Below are 25394 nucleotides of genomic sequence, written 5' to 3'. Positions count from 1 at the left end.
CTGCTCCCGCGTCGGCGCCCGCGACCGCGGGCGTCGACGCGGATCCGTTCGCATGGATCGCATGCGTCGGCAGCAAACCGCAGCGCCTCGTCACGACCAAACGACGCCGCGCACACCCGCGATCAACTGGATCGCGCCGAACCCCGCGATCACGACGGCCGACACGCGCGACAGCCCGTGCATGAACGCGCCGGACATCTTCGTGCGCAACGCGGCGGTCGCACCGCTCAGGCACAGCCACCACACCGCGGACCCCGCGAACACACCCGCGACCATCGGCGCGACGGTCATCCGCATCGCGCCGTCCTGCGCCGCCGACAGCGGCCCCAGCGCCGCGAAAATCCCGATGAACGACACGATCGTCATCGGGTTCGACAGCGTCAGGCCGAACGTCGTCAGGAAGTCGCGCAGGACGGTCGTACGCGGCCCGTCGCGCTGCACGGCCGCCGCGGCCGGCGCCTGACGCGCGATCGACCACGCCAGCCACACGAGGAACGCGCCGCCGCCGATCTTCAGCGCGACGGTCAGCATCGGGAACGCCGTGGCGATGCCCGCGACGCCCAGCGCGCCGAGCAGCCCGTAGATCGCATCCGCGCACGCGGCTCCGATGCCGGTGGCGAACCCCGCCCGAAAACCACGGGTCAGGCTGCGCTGGATGCACAGCATGCCGATCGGGCCGACCGGCACCGCGATCGACAAGCCGATCACGACGGATTTGATGAACAGCATGGCCGGCGCCTCGCGTCAGGCAGTGGGGATGTCTCGGCATCGTAGGGAAAGTCCGGTCGCCGCTGAAGGCGGTTTTTAAGGAAAAATGGCTGTTCCACCTTAAAAACGCCGCCGCGATGGACGATCTCGACTGGAAAGTACTCACGCTGCTGCAGGCCAACGGCCGCATCAGCTACACGGAGCTGGCCCGCCAGGTTCACCTGTCGGTGCCGGCGGTGACGGAGCGCGTGAAGCGCCTCGAATCGGCCGGCGTGATCGACGGCTACACGGCGCGGGTCAATCCGGCCGCGGCCGGCTACCCGGTGAGCGCGCTGATCGGCATCACGGTGCAACAGCCGGCGAAGGCGAAATTCCTGAAGCTGCTGGAGACGATTCCCGAAGTGATCGAGTGCCATCACGTGACCGGCGCGGATTCCTACGTGATTCGGTTCGTGGCCACGAGCATGGCGCACCTCGAACAGCTGATCGAACGCATCAACCTGTATGGCGAAACCCGCACGTCGATCGTGATGTCGACGCCGCTACCGGCCCGCGGGCTCGCCCGCCCGGCTGCAGGGATCAAAGGGATTCGGGCGTGACAGGACACCCCGCGCTGCGCGATGCTGTGCAATCGCCCCTTGCACGAACCGGACAACCTGCCATGCCAGTCATCGGACTCGATCATTACAACCTGCGCGCCGATCGGGCAACGCTCGACACGCTGCGCGATTTCTACGTGAGCGTCGTGGGACTCGAACCCGGCTATCGGCCGCCGTTCCAGAGCGACGGCTACTGGCTCTACGCGGGAGCGCAAGCGATTCTCCACCTGTCGGAAGCACGGCCCGGCGAAGTGCGGCCGGCGCACGTCGTCAATACGTTCGACCATATGGCGTTTTCCTGCGCGAACGCCGCCGACATGGAACGGCGCCTCACCGACGCGCAGGTCCGGTACGCGCGCCGGTACGTGCCGCTCACACGCCAGCTCCAGATCTTTTTCAGCGATCCGGCCGGCAACGGCGTCGAATTGAACTTCGCGCAACCGGACGACATGGCCGGCAACGCTGCGGGTTAGCGCGGCCGACCGCGCCGTTCGTGCGCCCGTCGTCAAGCGCCCTGCTTCCTCGCGCCGCGTGACGGCAGCGTCATCGCGGCCACGCCGGCCACGACACATCCGAGCCCCAGCCACGCCGACGCGGACAGCGATTCGCCCAGCAGCGCGATGCTGATCGCCACGCCGATCGGCACGCGCAGATACGCCTGCGCCGTGGTGCCGACCGGGCCAAGCGTGCGGACGAGCCGGAAATAGATGACGAATGCGACCGCCGTCGACAGTACGGCAAGCGCCACGAGCGCGGCGAGCGATTGCCACGACGGCGCGAGCGTCCACGGCCGGTCGACCACGATGCTTGCCGGCACCAGCAGCATCGCGCCGACCACGAGCGAGCCGGCGGCCGGCGCGGCCGGCGACAATCCGTTGAACGACCGGCCGTAGATCGCCAGTTGCGGCACCCATTGCCGTCCCAGGCCGTCGAGCGCGCTGACGCCGACCACTAGCCCGATCCCCACCAGCCCCGCGACGACGCCGAACAGCTTGCGCGCCGTCAGCCGCTCGTGGCGCGTGATCAGCCACGTGCCGAGAAACGCGAGCACGGGCGACGCGGAATTGAGGATCGTCGCAAGCCCCGCTTCGACCGACCGCTCGGCCCATGCGATCAGCGTAAACGGGACGACGCTGTTGAGCAGCGCCTGGACGAGGAAGCGGCGCCACACCGCGATATCGCGCGGCATCGGGATCCGGCGGATGCGCATCCAGACCAGCAGGCCCGTGCCGGCGATCAGCGTTCGCGCGGCGATCAGCGTCAGCGGCGGGATCGTGGCGACGCCGATTCTGATGAACGTATAGGACGCGCCCCACAACGTCGACAGCGTCAGCAGCAGCACGAGGTCGGACGCGGTGACGTGTCCGCCGGTTGGCGTCGAGGAAGTGGAGGCCAATTCGTTTGCGTCGCAATGGAGTCGGGATAATCCGCGCTGTGGCGGAGCCTATGCGCGGATTATCCCGGTGCCGCGCGGGCGATGCTTCAGTGCGGCGCGAAATGTGGATGATGCGGCCGGGGCGGCTGCCCGGAAACCCGTGAGGTCAATCCGACCGGTCCACCGTCGAACGCGGCTTCATTCGCCCCGGCGAATAACCGTAGAACTGCCGGAACGCATGCGCATACGCGCCTTCGCTGGAATAGCCGACGGCGACCGCGACATCGATCAACCGCCCCCCGCAGCGATGCATCTCGAGCGCCTTCGTCATGCGTGCATGGGTGCGCCATTGCTGAAACGACAGCCCGGTCGTCCTGACGAAGGCCCGCTGCAGCGTCTTTTCGCTGGCGCCGACCTGACGGGCCCAGTCGCCCAGCATGCGCGCATCCGCCGGATCGGTTTCCAGCGCGCGACAGATGACGGCAATGCGCGGATCGTCGGGAATCGGCATGCCGGCCGCAACGCGCGGCGCGCGGCGGATTTCTTCGACGATGACCCGCGCTTTCCAGAACCGCAGGTCCGACGATGCGTCGGCATCGTCCCAACGCTCCGCGTCGAGGATCAGCTCCTTCAGCAGCGGACTCACATGCGACACCGAGAAGGTCGGCTCCGCATACAGGCCCGCGCCGATATAGACGCTGTGGTAACGATACGGCCGGCCCATCAGAACCGAATGCGGCACGTCGGGCGGAATCCACGCGGCCTGCCCCGGCCCGAGCCGCACGAGGTGGTGCTCCGTTTCCAGCAACGCCGCGCCGCGCTCCGGATAGAGCAACTGACCGCAGCCATGCACATGGCGCGGCGCTTCGGCGGTCGTGCCTTCGCGCACGACCGACACCAGTTGCTCGCCATCCGCCGCCGCGCGCAACCGCACGGCCGGACCGGCCGTCACGGATTTCATCTGTCGCATTCGAATCGAAAACTGACTGTTTCCATGCTGTGCGGGAAAAAAGCCGGCAGTACATTGGCACCGGGCCGGCATATCGCGAGTACCGACGATGTGCCGCCGGCCCTCCCGGCCTTGGGCCGAGGATAGCACTGGCGGCGCGATCGAATGAACCCGCTGCCATTGTTGCCGACGCACGACTGATCGGCAGCCCTCCCAACCGCAGTCCCGCTCCGACAAAGAAGACGAACATGGCGACACGATCCACCCAAACCGCTTCGCACTGGGGTGTCTACAACGTGCTGACCGACGACAACGGCGCCATCACGGGCATGACCCCGTTTGATGCCGACCGCCATCCCGCGACCTTCGTCGGCGGGCTGCCGGAGATCGTGCGCGGACAACTGCGCATCGACCGGCCCTATGTGCGCGCCGGCTACCTGCGCTCGCGCAACCGCGACCGCCGCCGCGGCGGCGACTCCTTCGTGCCCGTGAGCTGGGACGACGCGCTGCGCCTCGTCGCCGACGAGCTTGCGCGGGTCAAGGCCGAGCACGGTAACGAAGCGATTTACGGCGGCTCCTACGGCTGGGCCAGCGCCGGGCGCTTCCATCACGGGCCGAGCGTGCTCAAGCGGCTCCTCGGGCTGCACGGCGGCTACGTCGACAAGCGCGGGAATCACAGCTTCGGCGCGGCACTCGGCGTGATGCCGTACATCCTCGGGCGGGCCGATATCACGAACCTCGTGCCGTCCTGGCCGGACGTGATCGAATCGACCGGACTGGTGGTGATGTTCGGCGGGGCCGCGACGAAGAACACGCAGCTCGACGCCGGCGGCGCCGTGATCCACGACAACGTCGACTGGTACGCCCGGGCGGGCGAACAGGGTCCGCCGTTCATCGTGATCAGTCCGTCGCGCGCGGACGTGCCCGCCGGCCCCCGCACGGAATGGATCCCGATCCGGCCGCATACCGACACGGCGTTGATGCTGGGCATCGCGCACACGCTCGTCGTCGAAGGACTGCACGACACCGGCTTTCTGTCCCGCTACTGCGAGGGGTTCGAACGGTTCGAAGCGTATCTGCTCGGCCGCGACCGCGGTACGCCGCGCAGCCCCGAATGGGCGGCGGAGATCACCGGTATCCCGAGCTCGCGCATCCGCGAGCTCGCGCGGTCGATGGCGGCGCATCGAACCCTGATCAACCTGAGCTGGTCGATCCAGCGCGCCGATCACGGCGAGCAACCCGTGTGGATGCTGGTGACGCTGGCCGCGATGCTGGGCCAGATCGGCCTGCCCGGCGGCGGCTTCAGCCTCGGCTTCGGCGCGGTCAACGGCATCCTGGCGCCGCGCGTCGACGGGATGCCGCGGCCGACGCTGCCGCTCGGGCCAAATCCCGTGAAAACCTACGTGCCGGTCGGGCGCGTGGCCGACATGCTGCTGCATCCTGGTCAGCAGATCCGGTGTTTCGGCGAGACGATCACGTTTCCGGATATCCGGCTCGTCTATTCGATCGGCGGCAATCCGTTCCACCACAATGCGAACCTGAATCGCTTTCTGCGCGCGTGGCAGCAACCGGAGACCGTGATCGTCCACGAACCGTGGTGGAATCCCGCGGCACGACACGCGGACATCGTGCTGCCGGCGACGACCACGATGGAACGCAACGACATCCTCGCGCACGAGCATTCGCCGTACTGGCTCGCCATGCGACAGGTGATCGAACCCGTCGGCCTCGCTCGGAACGATTTCGACATCCTGGCCGACGTGGCCGACGCGCTCGGCTTCCGGTCGGCGTACGACGAAGGGCGCGACGAATCGGGCTGGCTGCGTCACATGTACGACGTCGCCCGAAACACCGCGCAGAAGAACGGGTTCGCCCTTCCTGACTTTGCGACGTTCTGGGCCGACGGCCAGTACCGGTTTCCGCAGCCCAACACGCGCACCGTGTTGCTGGACGCGTTCCGCCGCGATCCGATCGCTCACGCGCTGGCGACCGCGTCCGGGAAGATCGAAATCCATTCGAGCGTGATCGAACAGTTCGGCTACGACGATTGCCCGGCGCATCCGGTGTGGCTCGAGCCGCAGGAATGGTTGGGCGCCGCCGACGCTGCCCGCCATCCGCTGCATCTGCTGTCCAACCAGCCGGCGACCCGGCTGCACAGTCAGCTCGACCCGGCGTCGGCCAGCCGGGCGAGCAAGGTCGCCGGGCGCGAGCCGCTCTACATGCATCCACGCGATGCGGCGGCGCGCGGTCTGCGGGACGGACACGTCGTGCGCGTGTTCAACGATCGCGGCGCGTTCCTCGCGGGTGTCGTGCTCGCCGACTTCCTCGTGCCAGGAGTCGTGCAGATCGCCACCGGTGCGTGGTACGACCCGCTGCACGGCGGGCAGCCGGGAACGCTCGAAAAACACGGCAACCCCAATGTCGTCACCCTGGACAAGGGAACGTCGGAACTGACGCAGGGATCCGTCGCGCAAACGGCGCTGGTGGAAGTCGAGATCTTTACCAACCCGCCGCCCGTCACGGCATTCGAGCCGCCGGCGATCGCCGAAACGGGCGCCGGCTGACGGGATCGTGCAAGTCCGCGAGCGTCACGGCCGTTTCACGAGCTTCACGATCGTGAGCGTGCCGTTCACGCGCTCGACCCGGACCTTGACCTTGTCGCCCACGTGCAGCGATTCGATCATCGCCGGATCGCCGGCCCTGAACGTCATCGTCATCGGCGCCATCCCGACGTTCCGGAGCGCGCCGTGCTTCAGCGTCACCATTCCGTGCGCGGCGTCGATGCGCTTCACTTCGGCATCGGTCAGCGCCGAATCCGGCGCCGACATCTTCATGTCGCCCATGTTCATGTCCGACATGCTGCCGGCCGCGCAGGCCGGCATCGCAACGACCGTCATTGCGGCAACGGTCGCGGCGGCAACGCATCGGATCTTCATCGACACGCTCCCGGACGCGCAGCGGATGCCTTCGTGTCTACCGGAGCCGGCGTCGCATTACACGAGCAGCGTCGCGACGGCCCACGCCATCAGCACGACACCCAGCGCGCGACCGATACGCTCGCCGCCCGGCAGCCCCTTTTCGGCGAGCACGAACAGCGACAACGCGACGATCCACACGAGGTTCATCACGCCGCCGACGAACAGCAGCGCCATCAACAGCCAGCAACATCCGACGCAATACGCGCCGTGGCGCGCGCCGAGCAGGAAACTGCCCGATACGCCGGGGCGCCAGTACGTGGTGAGAAAACGCACCGGCGACCGGCATTGCCGCAGGCACGCCTGTTTCAGCGGCGAGAACTGATAGATGCCGGCCAGCGCGAGGACGCACGCGGACAGCACGGCGCTCTTCGACCACAGCATCATCCCCGAGATCAGGCCGGCGGGCTGCAGCAGCATCTGAAGCACGGCCGCGCCGACCGAGAACGCGAGCCAGGCGACCAGATAGCCGGCCAGCAGAAACGTCGACGTGAGCGCCGAACCCGCGCCCTGCGCACCGTGATGCCGCAGCACGCGCCGGTACAGCAGCACGAGCGGCGCGGCACCGGGCGTCATCATCGCGATCATCATCACCCACCACATCAGGATCACGGTCGGCAGCGACGGATCCATGGCGCCCATGTCGTCGGCGAGCCGATGCGGGAACAGCGCGACCGTCGTCATGTCCAGCGCCGACATGCCGGTCCCGGCGCCCGTCCACAGATAGGCCCAGCACGCGCCGACGAGCGCTGCCATGCCGAGCAGCGTGACGACGCGCTCTCGTCCGAGAAAACCGCCGACAGGGTTCATGCCATCGCGCGATGCCGGACCACCCCGTGATTGTTCAGGTGCAGCCGTGCGAACTGCGCATAGGTCCGCTCGAAGTCCAGTTCGATGTGGCCGTGCGAGTGGCCGGTGCCCGAGCCGATCTCGGCCAGCTCGTATTCGAAACCGTCCGGCAGATCGATCCGCACGCGATGTTCGGCGCCCGTCACCGGATTGACGATCGGTTCGCCGACCACGTCGAGCACGCCGTCGACGTGAATCCGGCCGCGTCGCGCATCGACATCCACGTCGAAGTCGATCTGCGCGAAGATCGGGTCGAACGCCTGTTCGAGCGTCGACGCGAACACCGAGAACATCGTCGCGAACGGATCGGTATCCTGGCCCGTCATGATCTTCAGCACGGCGTCGCACTGCGCCGGATCGGCGCGCTCGTCGACGATCGGCTGGCACTTGCCGCGACCCTCGTGCACCGCGCCCGGCCACTTGAACAAGACCGCGATCCTGACGCCGTCGAGCACCACGTCGCCATAGTGACCGCTGTCGATCGAAATCGCCCCCATCGCCTGGCAATGGCCGTTCGTCGGCAGCGCATTGAACTGACACGGGCAACCGTATGAGCAATTGCAATTGATCAGCTCGACTCCCTGAATCTCCCACGGCGTCATGGCGTCACCTCGCGCGGTCGGCGATACGTATCACGCTTCGAATCTAGTGCACCGCGCGGGGAAAGCAAGGCGCGCGCGCGGCGAAACCGGGCCGCCGGCATCTCGCCATGACGCGCGAAGCATGCGCTGGCCGCGTTGCCTGACACGACCGTGATCCGACGAATGCCGATGGCCCTGCCGCGCCGCGTAAATGCGGGAATCCCGCACCGGTCCTGGTTCATACTGTTTCGCAATCGACGATTCTCCGACCGTCACCGCTGCCCGGATGCCCGTCATGCGCGTTCACAGTGCGTTGCTGTTCCTCGTCGGCACCCTGCTTACCGCGGGCGGGTACGGGGCAACTTTCCTGTTGTCGATGCGCTTTCGTGCGATCGGCGGCAGCGACCTCGATACCGGCGCCGCGCTGGCCGCCGCGACGGTCGGCACCTTCGTCGGCCTGTCGGTCGTCGGCTGGTTCTCGCAGCAGGTCGGTGCCGCGCGGATCGCCGCACTGTCGTCGCTGTGCATCGGCGCCGGCATCGCCGGCTTCGCGCTCGTCGGTCATGCACCGTTCGCCGATCTGCCGTCCGGCTTCCTGGTCGGTTTCGGCTGGGGCGCGTTCCATCTCGCCGCACCGATGTCGCTGGCCGAACGGACCCGCGGCGCCGACCGTGGCACCTGGTTCTTTCGGTCGGCGACCTTCCAGATGACCGGGATCGGTGCGGCACCAGCGTTCGCGGCCTATGCCATGCGCCTGCTCCACTGGTCGATCGCCGACACGCTTTATGCGGTCGGCGCGCTGTGCGCGCTCGCGTCGCTGATGCTGGAGATCTTCGGCCGCGTGTGTCCATGCCCGCCCGCGTCCGCGGCCGGTGGCCGATGGCTGCGCGATATCGGCGCCATCTCGCGCACGCGCGCGGCCGTGCCGATCGCGATGATCGCGCTCGGCACCTGCGTGTTCTCCGGGCTGATGACGTTCCAGATGTCGTTCGTGCAAGGCACGCAAGCGCACCCCGGCACGTTCTTCAGCCTGTACACGATGACGGTGGTGATCGCGCGCTGGCTGCTCGGCCGGTGGGTCAGAATGGCGCGCCCGGAAACCGCGATCAAGAGCTTGCTCGCGATGATGCTGCTCGGCACGCTCGCGATGTTCGGCGCGTCCGTGCATGCGTCGTTCCAGTCAGCGGCGGCCGTGCTGCTCGGCGCCGGCTACGGTCTCGTGTACCCGGTCATCCAGGCGCAGGCGGTCAACGATTGCGCGGACGCGCAACGGCACGGCGTGCTGACCTGGTTCGTCGCGTCGTATTTCATCGGCGCGTTCGGCTTCCCGTCGCTCGGCGGCTGGGTGATGGTGCACGCGGGCAAGGGCGCGCTGCTGATGCTGATCGCCGCGTGCGGTCTCGCGGCGCTGTCGCTCGCGATCGTGCATGACAGGCCGGCGCCGGTGCGGACGCAATAGGCGCGCCGTTACCCGGTTTTTTTCGGCGTACGCGCGATGGTGAACCATCCCATGACCGCACCCGCCACCCACGCGCAGGTCAGCAACAGGTCGAAGTTCATCATCCCTTCGAAATTCGCGCTGTTCTCGAAGCTGCAATGTCGACGGCCGAGGAATTCGATGCAGCCGCTCATGACCCACTGGACGTGCATGAATACGTGATAGACGGCAATAGCCGACATGATGATGGCGACGCGCAGGCGTATATTCGTTTTCATTCGGCGCCGGAGGCGGTAGGCTGGTCTGACGCCGATCTTATGACAACGATGCCGGATCAGGCAATCGTTCGCACACGCATGCGGCGGCCGGCATGCGCGACATCGAATCGCCATTGGCATAAACCCCGAGAGAACCGATGACCGAACCCCGCACGATCGCGCTGATCGTCGATCCGGAATGCGGCGAGCGGATCCGCACGATCGCCGCTGAAGCTCGGCATACGTGGGTCGTGACGAGCGACGTGAACGATGCGGTCGTCGCACAGATCTGGCGTGAATCGCGCATTGCGCGCACGTCCGGCGCTGAAGGCGGTGTCACGAGATTCGAGCGTCACGGCAACGACCGGGAAAGCTGGTGCGATTCGATACTCGATGCGATCGAGGACCACCACGGTAGCCATACTCAGCCGCACGGCTACACGGCGCTCCACGTGTACGGCGTCGCGCTTTCGGCCCGGCTTCGTGCGGCGCTCGTCGAATGCGGCTTTGCCGTCGCCACGCCGACGAACGAGGGCTTCGTCGCCGGCAAGTGACGACTCGCCGGCGCCTACGCTTCGTCGATCCGCCTGAGCGTCTTCAGGCAATCCACCGCCAGTTGCTGATACACCCGCGTGCCGTTCGCCTTCGCGGCGATCTCCGCGTCGCCCAGCCGTCGCACCACGCGCCCCGGCACACCCGCGAGCAGCACGCCGGCCGGCACGTCGTAGCCGGCCTTCACGAACGCGCATGCGGCGACGATCGTCGTCGCACCGATCGTCGCGCCATCCATCACGACCGCGTTCATCCCGATCATCGTGTCCGGTTCGAGCGTCGCGCCATGCACGATCGCGCCGTGGCCGATGTGGCTGTTCACGCCGAGCCGGCATGTCTCGCCGATGCCGACGTGCAGCACGCAGCCGTCCTGCACGTTGCTGCCCGCCTCGACGACGATCGCGCCGAAATCGCCGCGCAGGCTCGCATGCGGGCCGATGTAGCAGCCCGCGCCGATCGTCACGTCGCCGATCACGACCGCGCTCGGATGAACGTACGCGGACGGATCGACGCGCGGACGCATCCCGTTGAATTCGAACAGCGGCATCGTCACAGCACCGCGGCCGCTTCGGGCACGAGCGTGAACAGGTCGCCGACCACTCCATAATCGGCCACGCTGAAGATCGGCGCGTCCGGATCCTTGTTGATCGCGACGATCACCTTCGAATCCTTCATGCCGGCCAGGTGCTGAATCGCGCCTGAAATGCCGACCGCGATGTAAAGCTGCGGCGCGACGATCTTGCCGGTCTGGCCGACCTGATAATCGTTCGGCACGTAGCCCGCATCGACTGCCGCGCGCGAGGCGCCGAGTGCCGCCGACAGCTTGTCCGCCAGCGGCTCCAGCACCTTCGTGTAGTTCTCGCCGCTGCCGAGGCCCCGGCCGCCCGACACGATGACGTTCGCGCTGGTGAGTTCCGGGCGGTCGAGCTTCGTCACTTCCCGGCTGATGAACTGCGATACGCGCGCATCGGCTGCCGCTTCGATCTTCTCGACGGCGGCGCTGCCACCGTCCGCCGAAACCGGATCGAAACCCGTCGCGCGCACCGTGACGACCTTGACCGGATCGGTCGACTGCACCGTCGCGATCGCATTGCCCGCGTAAATCGGGCGCTCGAACGTATCGGCCGACACGACCGCCGTGATCTCGGAGATCTGCGCGACATCCAGCTTCGCGGCGATGCGCGGCGCGATGTTCTTGCCGTAGGCCGTCGCAGGCACAACGATGTGCGAGTAGTTTGCCGCGATGGTCAGCACCGTCGCTTCGACGTTCTCGGCGAGGCCGTCCGCGAGCTGCGGCGCATCGGCGAGCAGCACCTTGGCGACACCTGCGATCTTCGCTGCCGCATCGGCTGCCGCCTGCGCGTGATGGCCGGCCACCAGCACGTGAATGTCCCCGCCGCCGAATGTGCCCACTTCGGCCGCCGCCGCCACCGTGTTCAACGTCGCGGCCTTGATCGGCGAAGCGCCGCCTGCCGATGCTGCGTCGTGCTCGGCAATTACCAGAATCGTCATGTCCTTCCGCTCCCCTGTTACAGCACCTTGGCTTCGGTCTTCAGCTTCTCGACCAGCGTCTTCACGTCCGGCACCTTCACGCCGGCCGCGCGCTTCGGCGGCTCGTTCACCTTGAGCACCTTCAGACGCGGCGTCACGTCCACGCCGAGCGCATCGGGTTTGACGATTTCCAGCGGCTTCTTCTTCGCCTTCATGATGTTCGGCAGCGTCACGTAGCGCGGCTCGTTCAGGCGCAGATCGGTGGTGACCACGGCCGGCAGCGTCAGCGACAGCGTTTCCGCACCCCCGTCGACTTCCCGTGCAACGGTTGCCTTACCGTCGGCGATCGTCACTTTCGACGCGAACGTCGCCTGCGGCAGGCCCGCCAGCGCGGCCAGCATCTGCCCGGTCTGGTTCGAATCGTCGTCGATCGCCTGCTTGCCGAGAATCACCAGTTGCGGCTGCTCCTTGTCGACCAGCGCCTTCAGCACCTTCGCGACGCCGAGCGGCTCCACGCCGTCGTTCGACTCGACGAGGATCGCGCGATCCGTCCCGATCGCCAGCGCCGTGCGCAGCGTTTCCTGCGCCTGCGCGACACCGACCGACACGGCCACCACCTCCGTCACGACGCCGGCCTCCTTCAGCCGCACGGCCTCTTCCACCGCGATTTCGTCGAACGGGTTCATCGACATCTTCACGTTCGCGATGTCGACGCCCGTGCGGTCGGATTTCACGCCGACCTTCACGTTCGCATCGACCACGCGCTTCACTGCCACGAGCGCTTTCAACTGCCTGTCTCCTGTTTCGTTGCAACGGCCGCGCCGCGTCAGCGCGCGGTATACCCGCCGTCGATCACCAGTTCCGCACCCGTCACGTAGCGGCCTGCCGGCGACACGAGATACAGGATGCCGGCCGCGATGTCGCGCGGGCTGCCGATCTTCGCCATCGGTACGTGGGTCTGCATGTACTCGAACGCGCGGTCCGGATCCTGGCCCATCTGGCGGAACGCGTCCTCAAGCATCGGCGTGCGGATGTAGCCGGGATGCACCGAGTTCGCACGGATGTTCTTCGCCGCATACAGCATCGCGTCGACTTTCGCCATCATTCGCACTGCGGCTTTCGATGCGTGATACGCGGGCACGTCGGGGCCGCCGACGATCCCGTACATCGACGACAGGTTCACGATCGAGCCGCCGCCGGCCGCTTCGATGTGCGGAATCGCCGCGCGCGTGCACAGGAACACGCCGTTGACGTTCACGTCCTGCACGCGCTGCCATTGCGCGAGCGTGAGCTCGTGCGTCGGCACGTTGTGTCCTTCGATACCCGCGTTGTTCACGAGCACGTCGAGGCGCCCGAAGCGCGCGACGATCTCGCCGAACACGCGCGACACATCGGCCTCGTGCGTGACGTCGAGCGGCCAGAACGCGGCCTGCCCACCCTGTGCGCGAATCTCCCCGACGAGCGTTTCCGCCGGTTGCGACAGCACGTCGAGGATCGCGACGCTCGCGCCGGCCGCGGCCAGCGTGCGTGCCGTTTCGGCGCCGATGCCGCGCGCGCCGCCGGTGATCGCGGCCACCTTGCCGCGCAGGTCGAACAGTTCTTCGATGAGTTTCATCATGTCTCCGTGGATTCAGACGGGCCGGCCGCGTTCGGGCCGGCCTTCAGGGGCGTCTCGCGTTATCGGACGATTTTCGTCGCGAGGAAATCGACGCATTCGCGATTGAAATAGGCCGCGTGCTCCACCATGACCCAGTGGCCGCAGCGGTTCATCAGCACGACGCGCGCGTCGCGGCAGCGTTCGACGAACTTCAGTGCGCCGCCGACCGGATTGAAGCGGTCGTCCGTGCCCCAGAAGCCTAGCACCGGGCAGCGCAGGTCGGCGAGCGCGCCGGTCAGGTTCGGCACGCTCATCGTCGACAGCACTTCGGTCGGCTGCTCGACGCACACCTTCATCCGTTCGGCGACGAGCGCGTCGGTGACGATCGCCGGGTCGTGCACCAGCAGCGTCAGCAGTTCGCGCATGGTGTCGTCATTCATCTGGCGATGGGTGAAGAGCTTCACCATCCGCTGGATCCCTTCCATCTGGAAGTACGTCTCGCGATCCTCGACGCCGCCCGGCGCCATCATGATCAGCCCGTCGACGTCGTCGGGATGATCGAGTGCGTATTTCAGCGCGATCGCGCCGCCGAGCGAGTTGCCGAGCAGCACGGCCGGCCCGATGCCGAGCGCGGTGAGCTGTGCGTGCAGCGCGGCGACGAAGAAATCGAGCGTATAGGCGACGTCGGACGGCTTCGACGACTGCCCGTAACCCGGCAGGTCGACGACGATCGCACGATGGCCGGCGGCCGCGAACGCGGCGTAGTTGTGCTTGAAATTGCTGAAGCCGCTGGCGCCCGGGCCGCTGCCGTGGATGAACACGACCGGGCGGCCTTCGCCCGCCTCGAAATGGTGCAGGCGCAGGCCGCCCGGTACGTCGGTGAAGATGCCGGCCGGCGGCGTCGTGGGGGTCGTCATCGCGGATTGTCTCCTTCGTCGGTCGATGGATGCCTGCCACGATGATTGCGCCGCCGGCGCCGGCCGGCATCATCCTTTCAGACTACGAAGCCGCGCGCGCTTCTTCCTATCATCGGGCCACCGAAACGGAGGCAGACGATGAACGGATTCGACTACAGCGGCAAGACGGTGCTCGTGACGGGCGGCACCAAGGGCATCGGGCGGCGCATCGCCGAACGGTTTCTCATGGCGGGCGCACGCGTGTTCGTCTGCGGGCGCAGCGCGCCCGCCACGCCGCCTTCGGCCGGCGACCGCACGGCGACCTTCGTCGCCGCCGACCTGCGCGACATCGAACAGGTCGATGCGATGCTCGCGACGATCCGCGCGGCGGCCGACGGCCTCGACGTGCTCGTCAACAACGCGGGCGGCTCGCCGTTCGCACTCGCGGCCGATGCGTCGCCACGCTTCACGGAATCGATCGTGCGGCTGAACCTGATCGCGCCGCTGCAGCTTGCGCAGCGCGTGAACGCGATCATGCAGCCGCAGCCGCAAGGCGGCGTGCTGCTGTTCATCGCGAGCGTCAGCGCATCGCGGCCGTCACCCGGCACCGCGGCCTACGGCGCGGCGAAGGCCGGTCTCGTCAACGCGGTCACGTCGCTTGCCGTCGAGTGGGCGCCGCGCGTGCGCGTGTGCGCGATCAGCCCGAGTCTCGTGCAAACGGAATCCGCGACCGAAGGCCACTACGGCGACGACGATGCGCTCGATGCGATCCGCGCAACGATTCCGGCCGGACGGCTCGCCACGCCCGACGACGTCGCGTCGGCGTGCCTGTTCCTCGCGTCGCCCGACGCGTCGTACGCATCCGGCGCGAACCTGCGGCTCGACGGCGGCGGCGAACGGCCCGCGTTCCTGTCGGCGGCGCAGACGGACGCGCGATAACACGCGCGGCGCGAGCGGCACAAGCGACGTCACGCGAATCGTTTCCAGTCCTAGGGAAGTCATCTAGTTCATTTTGACGATTCCCTGCTACCGCGATCTCCCTACTCTGCCTCTCACGACAACCACAGTCGACCGTCGTCGATACCCCAGAGGAGACACCATGCATCAACGGATTTCGCGCCGTACCGACAAGCTGGCCCCCGTCACGCTGTCGACGCTGGCCGCCGCGTTGCTGACGTGCGCCGTTCCCAGCGCGCACGCCGGCAGCACGATCGACCTAGGCGCCGACACGACGCTGGACTACACGTTCACGCTCAGCTACGGGCTCGGCATGCGCACGCGCGCGCCGAGCGGCAATCTGCTGACGCCCGCGAACATCAACGGCGACGACGGCGACCGCAACTTCGCGAAGAACAAGCTGATCGAGAACCAGGTCAGCCTGCTCGGCGAAGTGAACCTGAAGCACGACGACTGGGGCGTGTTCGTCCGCGCGGACACGTTCTACGACCAGGCCTATCACCGCCCGAACTACAACGACGCACCGGGCACCGTGAACCAGTCGGGCCAGTACAACAACTTCACGAGCGATGCGCGCTACTGGTCGGGCGGCCACACGACGCTGCTCGCCGCGTATGCATACAACACCTTCCGGATCGGCGCGACGAGCCTGAACGTGAAGGTCGGCGACCAGGTGGTCGCATGGGGCGAGAGCCTGTTCTTCCCGAACATCGCGGGCGCGCAGGGGCCGTCCGACGCGACCAAGTCGTACATGGCGGGCGCCGAGGTGAAGGACATCCTGCTGCCGGTGCCGCAGATCTCGACGCAATGGCAGATCACGCCGAACTTCAGCGTGCTCGGCTACTACCAGTTCTCGTTCCAGCAGAACAGGCTGACCGCGCCCGGCACGTACTGGAGCTACTCCGACGTGACGGGTCCGGGTGCGCAATTCATCATCGGCCCGGGCGGCATGCTGATTCCGCGCGGCCCCGACGAGAAGCCGAGCGCGAGCAACCAGTGGGGGATCGGCGCACGCTTTCGCGTGCTCGGCGACACCGAGCTCGGCCTGTACTACCTGCACTACAACGACATGAACCCGAGCGTCGTCACGACGTACTTCCCGACGCTCCAGTACCAGCAAACCTATTTCAGCAACATCAAGCTGACCGGCGCGAGCTTCTCGACGCAGGTCGGCCCGGTGAACGTCGCGGGCGAAGTGTCGTACCGCCAGGGCGCGGCCGTGCTGGTCAACACGCCGACCGGCCCGCAGTCGACGCGCGCGAACGTGCTGCAGACCAACCTGTCCGGCATCTACTCGATCGGGCCGAGCTTCCTCGCGAACTCGCAGTCGCTGATCGGCGAGCTGACGTACGTGCATGCGGGCAGCATCTCCGAGCTCGACGGCTCGACGACGCTCGCCAACTCGCGCAACGCGCTCGCGATGGAGATCGCGTGGACGCTCAGCTACAAGAACGTGTTCAACGGCTGGGATCTCGACGTGCCGCTGACCTACACGCACGACCTGACCGGCACCTCGCCGCTCGCGGGCGCGCTCGGCTCGCTGACGGGTCAGGGCGATCACCGCGTGACGGCCGGCGTGACCTTCACGCGACTGAGCAACCTGCAGTTGTCGCTCGTCTACGCCAAGTTCCTCGGTTCGCCCAACCCGGTCACGCGTCCGCTGTCGGATCGCGACTACGTGCTCGCCACGGCGACCTACCACTTCTGAGCGGCCCGGCCGCTCGTCACTCAGCAAGAAGAGGATTTGTCATGAAACGAACTCGTCTCCCCCTCCTGCGCGCGACCGTGATCGCCACATGCGCGCTCGTCGCGACGGCTGCGTTCCCGAAGGTCACGCCGGACGACCTGAAGGCGCTCGACGGCCCGCTCACGCCGATGGGCGCGGTGCGCGCCGCGAGCAAGGACAGCGGCGTGCCGGAGTGGTCGGGAAAATGGCTCGGCACGCCGCCCGACGTGCAGTACAAGCGCGGCGGCCGCTACCCCGATCCGTTCGCGAACGAGAAGCCGGTCGCGACGATCACCGCGGAGAACATGGCGCAGTATGCCGAGCACCTGACCGACGGTCAGAAAGCGATGTTCAAGCGCTATCCGGCGACGTTCAAGATCAACGTCTACCCGAGCCATCGCGACTTCCGCTACGCGGATTCGGTCTACAAGGACATCCGCACGTACGCGCCCGACTCGACGATGACGCCCGATGCGAACGGGCTGACCAACGCGCCGCCGCAGGTGCCCTACCCGATTCCGAAGACGGCCGCCGAGCTGCTGTGGAACCAGCGCTTCTCGTCGGCGATCGGCGCCGAGCAGGCGACCTACGACCAGGCAGTCGTGTACTCCGACGGCAACATTGCATGGGGCAAGGTGCGCTACGACATCTACTCGCCGCGCAACGTCGGCAAGTACGACGTGAAGAGCGACCTGAACAACCGCACGTTCTATCGCAACGCGACCGAGCTGCCGTTGTCCGACCGCGGCTCGCTGATCGTCGGCTTCACGAACTGGGACAAGGCCGGCGCGGACAACTCGTCGCGCACGTGGATGTACAACCCCGGCACGCGGCGCGTGCGCCAGGCGCCGGAATACGGCTATGACCAGCCGCAGGGCCCGGGCGGCTTCCGCACCGTCGACGACGACCGCCTGTACAACGGCCCCGGCGACCGCTACGACTGGAAGATCGTCGGCAAGCGCGAGATCTACGTGCCGTACGACGACTACAAGGCGATGGACAGCTCGGTGAAGTACGCGGACCTGCTGACCAAGGGTCACGAGAACCCGGCGTACATCCGCTACGAGCTGCATCGCGTGTGGGTGCTGCAGGCGACGCTGAAGAGCGGCTATCGCCACCAGTACGCGAAGCGCGTGCTGTACATCGACGAGGACTCGTGGATGACGCTGCTCGCCGACAACTACGACGCACGCGGCCAGCTGTGGCGGACCAACGTCGCGACGACGCTGTACGCGTATGACGCGAAGACGTTCTACCCGGGCGCCGTGTTCTTCCACGACCTGATCTCCGGCGCGTACATGGCCGACCGCCTGACCAACGAAGGGCCGATGCCGAAGCTCGACAGCAGCCCGCAATTCTCCGAAGCGTACTTCTCGCCGGACGCGATCCGCAGTTCGGGTAACTAAGCGAGCGGCGCGGCACGCCCGCGCCGCAATGCGCCGGAGCCTCGCTCCGGCGCACGACGCCGCCCGGTACGGCGGCCTTTTTCCATTCGAGGGCCCTACCATGTCCAACCGCTTGCACGCGACGCTCGGCGACGAGCTGTACGCCGCGTGGCATTCCCGCGCGCCGGTCGCGCCGCTGTCGGCGCGGCCGCGCCGGCTGTCCCTCGACGATGCGTACCGGATCCAGCAACGCTTCATCGAACGCCGCGTCGAGTGCGGCGAATCGGTGGTCGGCAAGAAGATCGGCGTGACGAGCCAGGCCGTGCAGGACATGCTGAACGTGCGCCAGCCCGATTTCGGCATCCTGCTGTCCGGCATGCACTACGCGGCCGGCGAGGCCATCTCCACCGAGTCGCTGATCGCGCCGCGCGCCGAAGGCGAGATCGCATTCATCCTGTCGCGCGACCTGCGCGGCCCCGGCATCGACCGCACCGACGTGATCGCCGCGACCGCCGCCGTCGCGCCCTGCTTCGAGATCGTCGATTCGCGCATCCGCGACTGGGCGATCCGCATCGAGGACACCGTCGCCGACAACGCGTCGTGCGGCGTGTACGTGCTCGGCGACGCGCGTGTCGACCCGCGCACGCTCGACCTCGCCGCGTGCGAGATGACGATCGACAAGAACGGCGAGCGCGTCGCGCAAGGCCGCGGCGATGCCGCGCTCGGCCATCCCGCCGACGCGGTCGCGTGGCTCGCGAACACGCTCGCCGAATACGACGTGCCGCTGCTCGCGGGCGAGATCGTGCTGTCCGGCTCGCTCGCGAAACTGATTCCGGTCACCGCCGGCGACGCGCTGTCGATGCACATCGCCGGCATCGGCGGCTGCGACGTCCGCTTTATCTAAAGGAACCACGCTAATGAAGAAAATCAAATGCGCATTGATCGGGCCGGGCAACATCGGCACCGACCTGCTGTACAAGCTGCGCCGCTCGCCCGTGCTCGAACCCGTGTGGATGGTCGGCGTCGATCCGGCGTCCGACGGCCTCGCGCGCGCCCGCGAATTCGGCCTGAAGACCACCGACAAGGGTGTCGACGGGCTGCTGCCGCACGTGGCCGACGACGAGATCCGCATCGCCTTCGATGCGACGTCGGCCTATGTGCATCGCGACAACTCCGACAAGCTCACCGCGCTCGGCGTGAAGATGATCGACCTGACGCCCGCGGCGATCGGGCCGTATTGCGTGCCGCCGGTGAACCTCGACGCGCACCTCGGCAGCGCGCAGATGAACGTGAACATGGTGACCTGCGGCGGCCAGGCGACGATCCCGATGGTGTACGCGGTGTCGCGCGTGCAGCCGGTCGCATACGGCGAGATCGTTGCGACCGTGTCGTCGCGCTCGGTCGGCCCCGGCACGCGCAAGAACATCGACGAATTCACGCGCACGACGTCCGGCGCGATCGAACAGGTCGGCGGCGCACGCAAGGGCAAGGCGATCATCGTGATCAACCCGGCCGAACCGCCGCTGATCATGCGCGACACGATCCACTGCCTGACCGACGGCCCGCCGGACGTCGACGCGATCACCGCGTCGGTGCATGCGATGGTCAAGGAAGTGCAGCGCTACGTGCCCGGCTACACGCTGAAGAACGGCCCGGTGTTCGACGGCAATCGCGTATCGGTGTTCATGGAAGTCGAAGGACTCGGCGATTACCTGCCGAAATACGCGGGCAACCTCGACATCATGACCGCCGCCGCGGCCGCCACGGCCGAGCGTTTCGCCGAACAGATGCTGGCCGCCACGGCCGCCACCGCTTGAGTCGAGGAGTCACACGATGTCACTTGCAGGCAAGAAGATCACCGTCCACGACATGTCGTTGCGCGACGGCATGCACCCGAAGCGTCACCAGATCACACTCGACCAGATGCGCAACATCGCGCGCGGGCTCGATGCGGCCGGCGTGCCGCTGATCGAGGTCACGCACGGCGACGGGCTCGGCGGCGCGTCGGTCAACTACGGCTTTCCGGCGCATACGGACGAGGCGTACCTGAGCGCCGTGATTCCGGAACTGAAGCAGGCGAAGGTATCGGCGCTGCTGCTGCCCGGCATCGGCACCGTCGAGCACTTGCGCATGGCGCACGAACTCGGCGTCGGCACGATCCGCGTCGCGACGCACTGCACCGAAGCGGACGTGTCGGAACAGCATATCGGCCTCGCGCGCACGCTCGGGCTCGATACGGTCGGCTTCCTGATGATGGCGCACATGTCGTCGCCCGAGCAGCTCGTCGTGCAGGCGAAGCTGATGGAGTCGTACGGCGCGAACTGCATCTACATCACCGATTCGGCCGGCCACATGCTGCCCGACGACGTGACCGCCCGAATCGGCCAGGTGCGTGCCGCGCTGAAGCCGGAGACGGAACTCGGCTTCCACGGCCACCACAACCTCGCGATGGGCGTGGCCAACTCGGTCGCGGCGGTCGCGGCCGGTGCGAACCGGATCGATGCGGCCGCGGCCGGCCTCGGTGCGGGCGCGGGCAATACGCCGATGGAAGTGTTCGTCGCGGTGTGCGACCGGATGGGGATCGAGACGGGTGTCGACGTGTTCGCGATCTCCGATGTCGCCGAGGATCTCGTCGTGCCGATCATGGACGCGCCGATCCGCCTCGACCGCGATGCGTTGACGCTCGGCTATGCGGGCGTCTACTCGTCGTTCCTGCTGTTCGCGAAGCGGGCGGAAGCGAAGTACGGGATTCCGGCGCGCGACATCCTCGTCGAACTGGGCCGGCAGCGCCTCGTCGGTGGGCAGGAGGACATGATCGAGGATGCGGCGCTGACGATGTCACGGGCGCGGGCGGTAGCGGCCTGATCGTCCGGTCAAGCGTCGGTCATGCGGGACGGGGCTTAGGCTCCGTCTTTTTTTCGTAGAACGGCAATCGCACCGTATTGCAATGGCGTCGCCCCTGACTGGCGACTGGCGACACACCCCGCCGCCAGCAGTCGGCCGCTTACTTCCCGTTCGCATTCACGGCACTCTTGAATGCGGTACCCACGGTGAACTTGACGGTCTTCACCGCCGCAATCCTGATTTCCTCGCCGGTCGCCGGATTTCTGCCGATTCGGGCCGCGCGTTTCCCCTGCCTGAACGATCCGAAGCCGACCAATTGAACGGCGCCGCCGGTGGCAACCGTGCTGACGATCGTATTGATGACCGCATCCACTGCTTCTGTGGCCGCGGACCGGTTTAAACCGGTAGAGAAAACCACGGCGTTGACCAATTCCTGCTTATTCATCAGTGGCTCCTGCGTCGAAGAAAAACCGGTATTCGCATTACCGGACTTGTTGTATTCGCGATGTCTTGCCGCGCCTCGCACGGCGCAACCCCGCAAGGCTGCAGCGCAATGGCGCGGCGCGCATCGTCCAACCGGACCATGTCGCCTCGATCGGGATGGGGCTCTCACGTATTGCACGCGCGCTTCCAATCCGGAAAATGGTAATTCTTCGTCCAGACCGCGCGCGCAAGAAATCCATCGCATAAACGACGTTGTATGAGCGTATACGCGGAGATGGTCCAGCATCACGACGCCCAATTCGAAGTTATACAACTTTGCGTATACGCATGATGCATTTCGTCCAATGGCTCATCGAAGACAACCTATTTACGATCCACCCTCGTTGTCATGAAACCATTCGAACGATGAAGCCGCGGGGAGCGATTCGACCGCAATCGCACGCGGCACCCCCGCCCAGTCGAGTCCCCCTTCTTACCCTCGGGCCATGCATCGCGCGACGCCAGTCGGCCCGCCATCAATCAATACAGGAGACCTCATGAAGTCATTCGCTCGCCGTGCATCGCGCACGTCCGTCAAGCTGATCGCCGCAGCCGCCTGCGTCGCGGCCACCGCACCCGTCTACGCGCAGTCGAGCGTGTCGCTCTACGGTCAGGTCGACGAATGGGTCGGCGCGACCAAGTTCCCCGGCAGCGATCGTGCATGGAACGTGGGCGGCGGCGGGATGTCGACGTCGTACTGGGGCATGCACGGTGCCGAGGATCTGGGCGGCGGCTACAAGGCGATCTTCACGCTGGAGAGCTTCTTCCGCGCACAGAACGGCCAGTACGGCCGCTTCCAGGGCGACACGTTCTTCGCGCGCAACGCGTACGTCGGCATCGATTCGCCGTACGGCACGGTGACGGCAGGCCGTCTGACGACGCACCTGTTCCTGTCGACGATCCTGTTCAACCCGTTCTACGACTCGTACACCTTCTCGCCGATGGTGTACCACGTGTTCCTCGGCCTCGGCACGTACCCGACCTACCCGAGCGATCAGGGCGCGGTGGGCGATTCGGGCTGGAACAACGCGATCGCGTATGCGTCGCCTTCATTCGGTGGCCTGAACTTCGGCGCGATGTACGCGCTCGGCAACACGGCCGGCGACAACCGCTCGAAGAAATGGAGCGCGCAGTTCAACTACGCGAACGGCCCGTTCGCGGCAACGGCCACGTATCAGTACGTGAACTTCAACAACGGCCCGCAGGATCTGAGCGCGCTCGTGGCCGGCATGAAGAGCCAGGGTATCGCGCTGGTCGGTGCAACCTACGACCTGAAGGTCGTGAAGCTGTTCGGCCAGTACATGTACACGAAGAACGACCAAGTCGCGGGCAGTTGGCACGTGAACACCGCGCAGGGCGGCGTGTCGGTGCCGCTCGGCGTCGGCAGCGCGATGGCGTCGTACGCGTATTCGCGCGACGCCGGCGGCCTCGACCAGACGCGCCAGACCTGGGCCGTCGGTTACGACTATCCGCTGTCCAAGCGCACGGACGTCTACGCGGCGTACATGAACGACCACATCAGCGGCCTGTCGAACGGCAACACGTTCGGCGCAGGCATCCGCGCGAAGTTCTGATCGTGGAAATGCCGTGCGCCGGCATCGCGGTTGCGGCGACCGGATGACAAAACGCGGAGCCTCCCGCTCCGCGTTTTGTCTTTCCGACGCGCCGCGACGCCGCGCCGTGCTCAGAACCGGTGCGACGGAATGTTGCCGCCGTCCGCGACCCATTCGGCGCCCGTCACATAGCTCGCCTCCTCGGACATCAGCAACCGCGCCACGCGGCCGATTTCCACCGGGTCGCCAAGCAGCGCCGGCCCGGCATCGCCTGCGCGCAGGTTCGCGTCGGGCACGGCGTCCCGGCGTGCTTCGGTCAGCGCGTCGATGCCGGTCCGGTCGGCAACGCGGCGCGCGTTGCGTCGGCGAGCGCGACGAATGCGTCGAGCCTGCCGCGCCGGCCTGCGGATCGCGCAGCACGACCGTATGCCGCAGCAGTAACGCCGCCGCTACGCGGCGCTGCCGCCCCTCGTCGCGAAGATACGCGCCCAGATGGCGCGGCTCCACGGCGGCATCTTCCCATCCGACTACTGAATCGGGCTTCGCCATGATCGGGGCACCCCAGGCCACACCTTGCGGCAAGCCTTCAGCAACTTCTGGGCCGGCTGGTCGACGCCGATCTGAAAAGAGCCCCGACGCATACAGGCATGCCGCTTGCGCGCCTGCTGCCCTCGCCCTGCTGACACCACGCTGGCAGCAGGCGGCGCTTATGCTCGCAGGATCGCCCGTTCAGGAATGCCGTCCATGGCCCATACCGGAGCACTTTCCGCACTCGCCGGCCGCGTCGTCAAACGGCGCAGCATCACGCTGCTGACGCTGTGCATGGCCGTGCTCGTCGCGCAGGTCGACACGGCCGTCGTCAATCTCGCGACGCGCGCGATCGGCGCGTACTTCCATGCGGGCGTCGGTGCGCTGCAATGGGTCGTCGACAGCTACAACCTCACCTACGCGGTGCTGCTGCTCACCGGCGGCCTGCTCGCCGATCTGCTGGGCCGGCGCCGCATCTTCATCGGCGGCACGGCCGTGTTCACCGTTGCGTCGCTGCTGTGCGCGCTCGCGCCGTCGGTGTCGGTGCTGATCGGCGCCCGCGCGCTGGCCGGCGTCGGCGCGGCGCTGCTGTTGCCGGCGTCGCTCGCGATCGTCCGGGTCGTATGGCGCGATCCGGTCGAGCGCGGCCGCGCGCTCGGCATCTGGGCCGCGTGCAACGGCGTCGCGATGGCGATCGGGCCGACCCTCGGCGGCGTGCTGATCCGGCACTTCGGCTGGCGCAGCATCTTCTTCGTGGTCGTGCCGCTGAGCATCGCGGCGATGCTGCTCGCGGTGCCTGCCGTGCCCGAGTCGTCCGATCCGCGCGGCCGGCACTTCGACGGCGGCGCGCAGGTCACGGGCGCACTCGCGCTCGGCACGCTCGCGTATGCGGCGATCGTGTTCCGCGATTCGCCGGTTGCCAGTGCAATCGCCACCTGCATCGCGATCGCGTCGTTCGTCGCCTTCATCGCGATCGAACGGCGCCACGGCGACGCCGCGCTCGTGCCGCTCGACATCTTCCGGCTCAGCGCGTTTCGCGGCGCGATCGCGGCGACCGCCGGGATGACGTTCGGGATGTACGGTGTGCTGTTCCTGGTGCCGCTGACGTGGCAGAGCAGCGGCCGACTCGATTCGGCCGGCGCGGGCCTCGCGCTGCTGCCGATGGCGCTCGTGTTCGTCGTCGTGTCGCCGTGGTCGGGGCGATTGTCCGAACGGGTCGGCACGCGCGTGACGACGGCCGGCGGTGTCGCCGTGATCGCGAGCGGGCTCGCGGTGATCGGCGCGTGGGCCGCGTCGCCGGACCTGCTCGGCATGGAGATCGGGCTTGCGTTGACGGGGCTCGGAATGGGCGTCGCGACGGGGCCGCTGATGACGGTGGCCGTCGGCGCGGTCGATGTCGCGCGCTCGGGCACCGCGAGTGCGCTGGTCAACGTCGCGCGGATGACCGGTGCGACGCTCGGGATCGCAGTGCTCGGCACGCTGTTCGCGGCCCTGCATGGCGGTATGGCGGGGTTGCGCGCGGCGATGTTCGCCGGTGCGGTGGTGCAGCTGGCGGGGGCAGTTGGAGCGGCGGTCAGCGCGCAGCACGTGCGGCAGTCGGTGTGAGGATGCGTTGGTCGCCATGCAGGTGTCAGTGCGAACCGCATGCGCG

At 67.2% G+C, this 25394-nt stretch carries 27 protein-coding genes; 13 read left to right on the top strand and 14 right to left on the bottom strand.

Annotated features, from left to right (window positions below; all coding sequences use genetic code 11):
• Positions 1-90: 90 nt before the first annotated feature.
• Positions 91-729, bottom strand: a complete 639-nt coding sequence (locus tag BX604_RS18160) for a LysE family translocator (protein ID WP_098552002.1) — start codon at positions 727-729, stop codon at positions 91-93.
• Positions 730-845: 116 nt separating this feature from the next.
• Here BX604_RS18160 and BX604_RS18155 point away from each other — a divergent pair, with 116 nt between their 5' ends.
• Both BX604_RS18155 and BX604_RS18150 read left to right on the top strand, forming a co-directional pair.
• Positions 846-1307, top strand: coding sequence for an Lrp/AsnC family transcriptional regulator (locus BX604_RS18155; protein WP_098552001.1), 462 nt, complete (start codon positions 846-848; stop codon positions 1305-1307).
• A 62-nt stretch (positions 1308-1369) separates the two neighbouring features.
• Positions 1370-1780 (top strand): VOC family protein, encoded by a 411-nt coding sequence (locus BX604_RS18150; protein ID WP_098552000.1) that lies wholly within the window; start codon positions 1370-1372, stop codon positions 1778-1780.
• A 32-nt stretch (positions 1781-1812) separates the two neighbouring features.
• Here the strand turns inward: BX604_RS18150 and BX604_RS18145 are convergent, their stop codons facing one another.
• Together BX604_RS18145 and BX604_RS18140 are read right to left on the bottom strand one after the other, a co-directional pair.
• Positions 1813-2703 carry a DMT family transporter gene (locus BX604_RS18145; RefSeq protein WP_098551999.1) on the bottom strand — a complete coding sequence of 297 codons (891 nt, stop codon included), beginning with the start codon at positions 2701-2703 and terminating at the stop codon, positions 1813-1815.
• A gap of 145 nt (positions 2704-2848) precedes the next feature.
• Positions 2849-3868 carry a helix-turn-helix domain-containing protein gene (locus tag BX604_RS18140; protein ID WP_257146355.1) on the bottom strand — a complete coding sequence of 340 codons (1020 nt, stop codon included), beginning with the start codon at positions 3866-3868 and terminating at the stop codon, positions 2849-2851.
• An 11-nt stretch (positions 3869-3879) separates the two neighbouring features.
• On the opposite strand from BX604_RS18140, the gene BX604_RS18135 reads away from it, so the two are divergent.
• Positions 3880-6195 carry a molybdopterin-dependent oxidoreductase gene (locus tag BX604_RS18135; RefSeq protein ID WP_098551998.1) on the top strand — a complete coding sequence of 772 codons (2316 nt, stop codon included), beginning with the start codon at positions 3880-3882 and terminating at the stop codon, positions 6193-6195.
• Positions 6196-6219: 24 nt separating this feature from the next.
• Here BX604_RS18135 and BX604_RS18130 read toward each other — a convergent pair whose 3' ends face one another.
• From BX604_RS18130 to BX604_RS18120, 3 genes are read right to left on the bottom strand one after another with little or no spacing between them, the layout of a single operon-like run.
• Entirely contained in the window at positions 6220-6567 is a 348-nt protein-coding gene (locus BX604_RS18130) for a copper-binding protein (protein ID WP_098551997.1), read from the bottom strand.
• Positions 6568-6624: 57 nt separating this feature from the next.
• Entirely contained in the window at positions 6625-7416 is a 792-nt protein-coding gene (locus BX604_RS18125) for a DUF2182 domain-containing protein (RefSeq protein WP_098551996.1), read from the bottom strand.
• Positions 7413-8057: a DUF1326 domain-containing protein gene (locus BX604_RS18120; protein WP_098551995.1), complete on the bottom strand. Its 645-nt coding sequence runs from the start codon at positions 8055-8057 to the stop codon at positions 7413-7415. The genes BX604_RS18125 and BX604_RS18120 overlap by 4 nt, the downstream gene beginning before the upstream one ends.
• A 274-nt stretch (positions 8058-8331) precedes the next feature.
• Here BX604_RS18120 and BX604_RS18115 point away from each other — a divergent pair, with 274 nt between their 5' ends.
• Entirely contained in the window at positions 8332-9495 is a 1164-nt protein-coding gene (locus BX604_RS18115) for an MFS transporter (protein WP_098552951.1), read from the top strand.
• 8 nt (positions 9496-9503) lie between these two features.
• Here the strand turns inward: BX604_RS18115 and BX604_RS18110 are convergent, their stop codons facing one another.
• Positions 9504-9752 (bottom strand): hypothetical protein, encoded by a 249-nt coding sequence (locus BX604_RS18110; protein WP_098551994.1) that lies wholly within the window; start codon positions 9750-9752, stop codon positions 9504-9506.
• Between the two features lie 137 nt (positions 9753-9889).
• Here BX604_RS18110 and BX604_RS18105 point away from each other — a divergent pair, with 137 nt between their 5' ends.
• A complete protein-coding gene (locus BX604_RS18105) occupies positions 9890-10285 on the top strand; it encodes a hypothetical protein (RefSeq protein ID WP_098551993.1) in 396 nt (131 codons plus the stop codon).
• Between the two features lie 14 nt (positions 10286-10299).
• On the opposite strand, the gene BX604_RS18100 is transcribed toward BX604_RS18105, so the two are convergent.
• The 5 genes from BX604_RS18100 to BX604_RS18080 form a co-directional block, all read right to left on the bottom strand.
• On the bottom strand, positions 10300-10830 hold the full coding sequence (locus BX604_RS18100; protein ID WP_098551992.1) for an acyltransferase: 531 nt from the start codon (positions 10828-10830) through the stop codon (positions 10300-10302).
• A 2-nt stretch (positions 10831-10832) separates the two neighbouring features.
• On the bottom strand, positions 10833-11795 hold the full coding sequence (locus BX604_RS18095; protein ID WP_098551991.1) for an electron transfer flavoprotein subunit alpha/FixB family protein: 963 nt from the start codon (positions 11793-11795) through the stop codon (positions 10833-10835).
• A gap of 17 nt (positions 11796-11812) precedes the next feature.
• A complete protein-coding gene (locus BX604_RS18090; protein ID WP_098551990.1) occupies positions 11813-12562 on the bottom strand; it encodes an electron transfer flavoprotein subunit beta/FixA family protein in 750 nt (249 codons plus the stop codon).
• A 38-nt stretch (positions 12563-12600) separates the two neighbouring features.
• Complete coding sequence (locus BX604_RS18085; protein ID WP_098552950.1) at positions 12601-13389, bottom strand: SDR family NAD(P)-dependent oxidoreductase; 789 nt, start codon at positions 13387-13389, stop codon at positions 12601-12603.
• 62 nt (positions 13390-13451) lie between these two features.
• Positions 13452-14288, bottom strand: coding sequence for an alpha/beta fold hydrolase (locus tag BX604_RS18080; protein ID WP_098551989.1), 837 nt, complete (start codon positions 14286-14288; stop codon positions 13452-13454).
• Positions 14289-14426: 138 nt separating this feature from the next.
• Between BX604_RS18080 and BX604_RS18075 the strand changes: the two genes are divergently transcribed.
• From BX604_RS18075 to dmpG, 6 genes are all read left to right on the top strand, one after another.
• Positions 14427-15206, top strand: coding sequence for an SDR family oxidoreductase (locus BX604_RS18075; RefSeq protein WP_098551988.1), 780 nt, complete (start codon positions 14427-14429; stop codon positions 15204-15206).
• A gap of 160 nt (positions 15207-15366) precedes the next feature.
• Complete coding sequence (locus BX604_RS18070) at positions 15367-16932, top strand: DUF1302 domain-containing protein (protein WP_098551987.1); 1566 nt, start codon at positions 15367-15369, stop codon at positions 16930-16932.
• Positions 16933-16973: 41 nt separating this feature from the next.
• Positions 16974-18356 carry a DUF1329 domain-containing protein gene (locus tag BX604_RS18065; protein WP_098551986.1) on the top strand — a complete coding sequence of 461 codons (1383 nt, stop codon included), beginning with the start codon at positions 16974-16976 and terminating at the stop codon, positions 18354-18356.
• Positions 18357-18456: 100 nt separating this feature from the next.
• Entirely contained in the window at positions 18457-19239 is a 783-nt protein-coding gene (dmpE, locus tag BX604_RS18060; RefSeq protein ID WP_098551985.1) for a 2-oxopent-4-enoate hydratase, read from the top strand.
• Positions 19240-19252: 13 nt separating this feature from the next.
• Positions 19253-20152 carry an acetaldehyde dehydrogenase (acetylating) gene (locus BX604_RS18055; RefSeq protein WP_044845651.1) on the top strand — a complete coding sequence of 300 codons (900 nt, stop codon included), beginning with the start codon at positions 19253-19255 and terminating at the stop codon, positions 20150-20152.
• Positions 20153-20168: 16 nt separating this feature from the next.
• On the top strand, positions 20169-21200 hold the full coding sequence (dmpG, locus tag BX604_RS18050; RefSeq protein WP_098551984.1) for a 4-hydroxy-2-oxovalerate aldolase: 1032 nt from the start codon (positions 20169-20171) through the stop codon (positions 21198-21200).
• A 139-nt stretch (positions 21201-21339) separates the two neighbouring features.
• Here the strand turns inward: dmpG and BX604_RS18045 are convergent, their stop codons facing one another.
• Complete coding sequence (locus tag BX604_RS18045; RefSeq protein ID WP_098551983.1) at positions 21340-21624, bottom strand: HU family DNA-binding protein; 285 nt, start codon at positions 21622-21624, stop codon at positions 21340-21342.
• 535 nt (positions 21625-22159) lie between these two features.
• On the opposite strand from BX604_RS18045, the gene BX604_RS18040 reads away from it, so the two are divergent.
• Positions 22160-23236, top strand: coding sequence for a porin (locus tag BX604_RS18040; protein WP_098551982.1), 1077 nt, complete (start codon positions 22160-22162; stop codon positions 23234-23236).
• A 110-nt stretch (positions 23237-23346) separates the two neighbouring features.
• On the opposite strand, the gene BX604_RS18035 is transcribed toward BX604_RS18040, so the two are convergent.
• Positions 23347-23511, bottom strand: a complete 165-nt coding sequence (locus BX604_RS18035; RefSeq protein ID WP_257146354.1) for a hypothetical protein — start codon at positions 23509-23511, stop codon at positions 23347-23349.
• A 448-nt stretch (positions 23512-23959) separates the two neighbouring features.
• On the opposite strand from BX604_RS18035, the gene BX604_RS18030 reads away from it, so the two are divergent.
• Positions 23960-25348 carry an MFS transporter gene (locus BX604_RS18030; protein WP_098551981.1) on the top strand — a complete coding sequence of 463 codons (1389 nt, stop codon included), beginning with the start codon at positions 23960-23962 and terminating at the stop codon, positions 25346-25348.
• Positions 25349-25394 lie beyond the last annotated feature (46 nt).

The organism is Burkholderia sp. JKS000303 (assembly GCF_002563755.1).
GTDB classification, from domain to species: Bacteria; Pseudomonadota; Gammaproteobacteria; order Burkholderiales; family Burkholderiaceae; genus Burkholderia; species Burkholderia anthina_B.
Note: the sequence above shows the minus strand (reverse complement) of the source record. Positions and strands in the feature narration are given on the sequence as shown.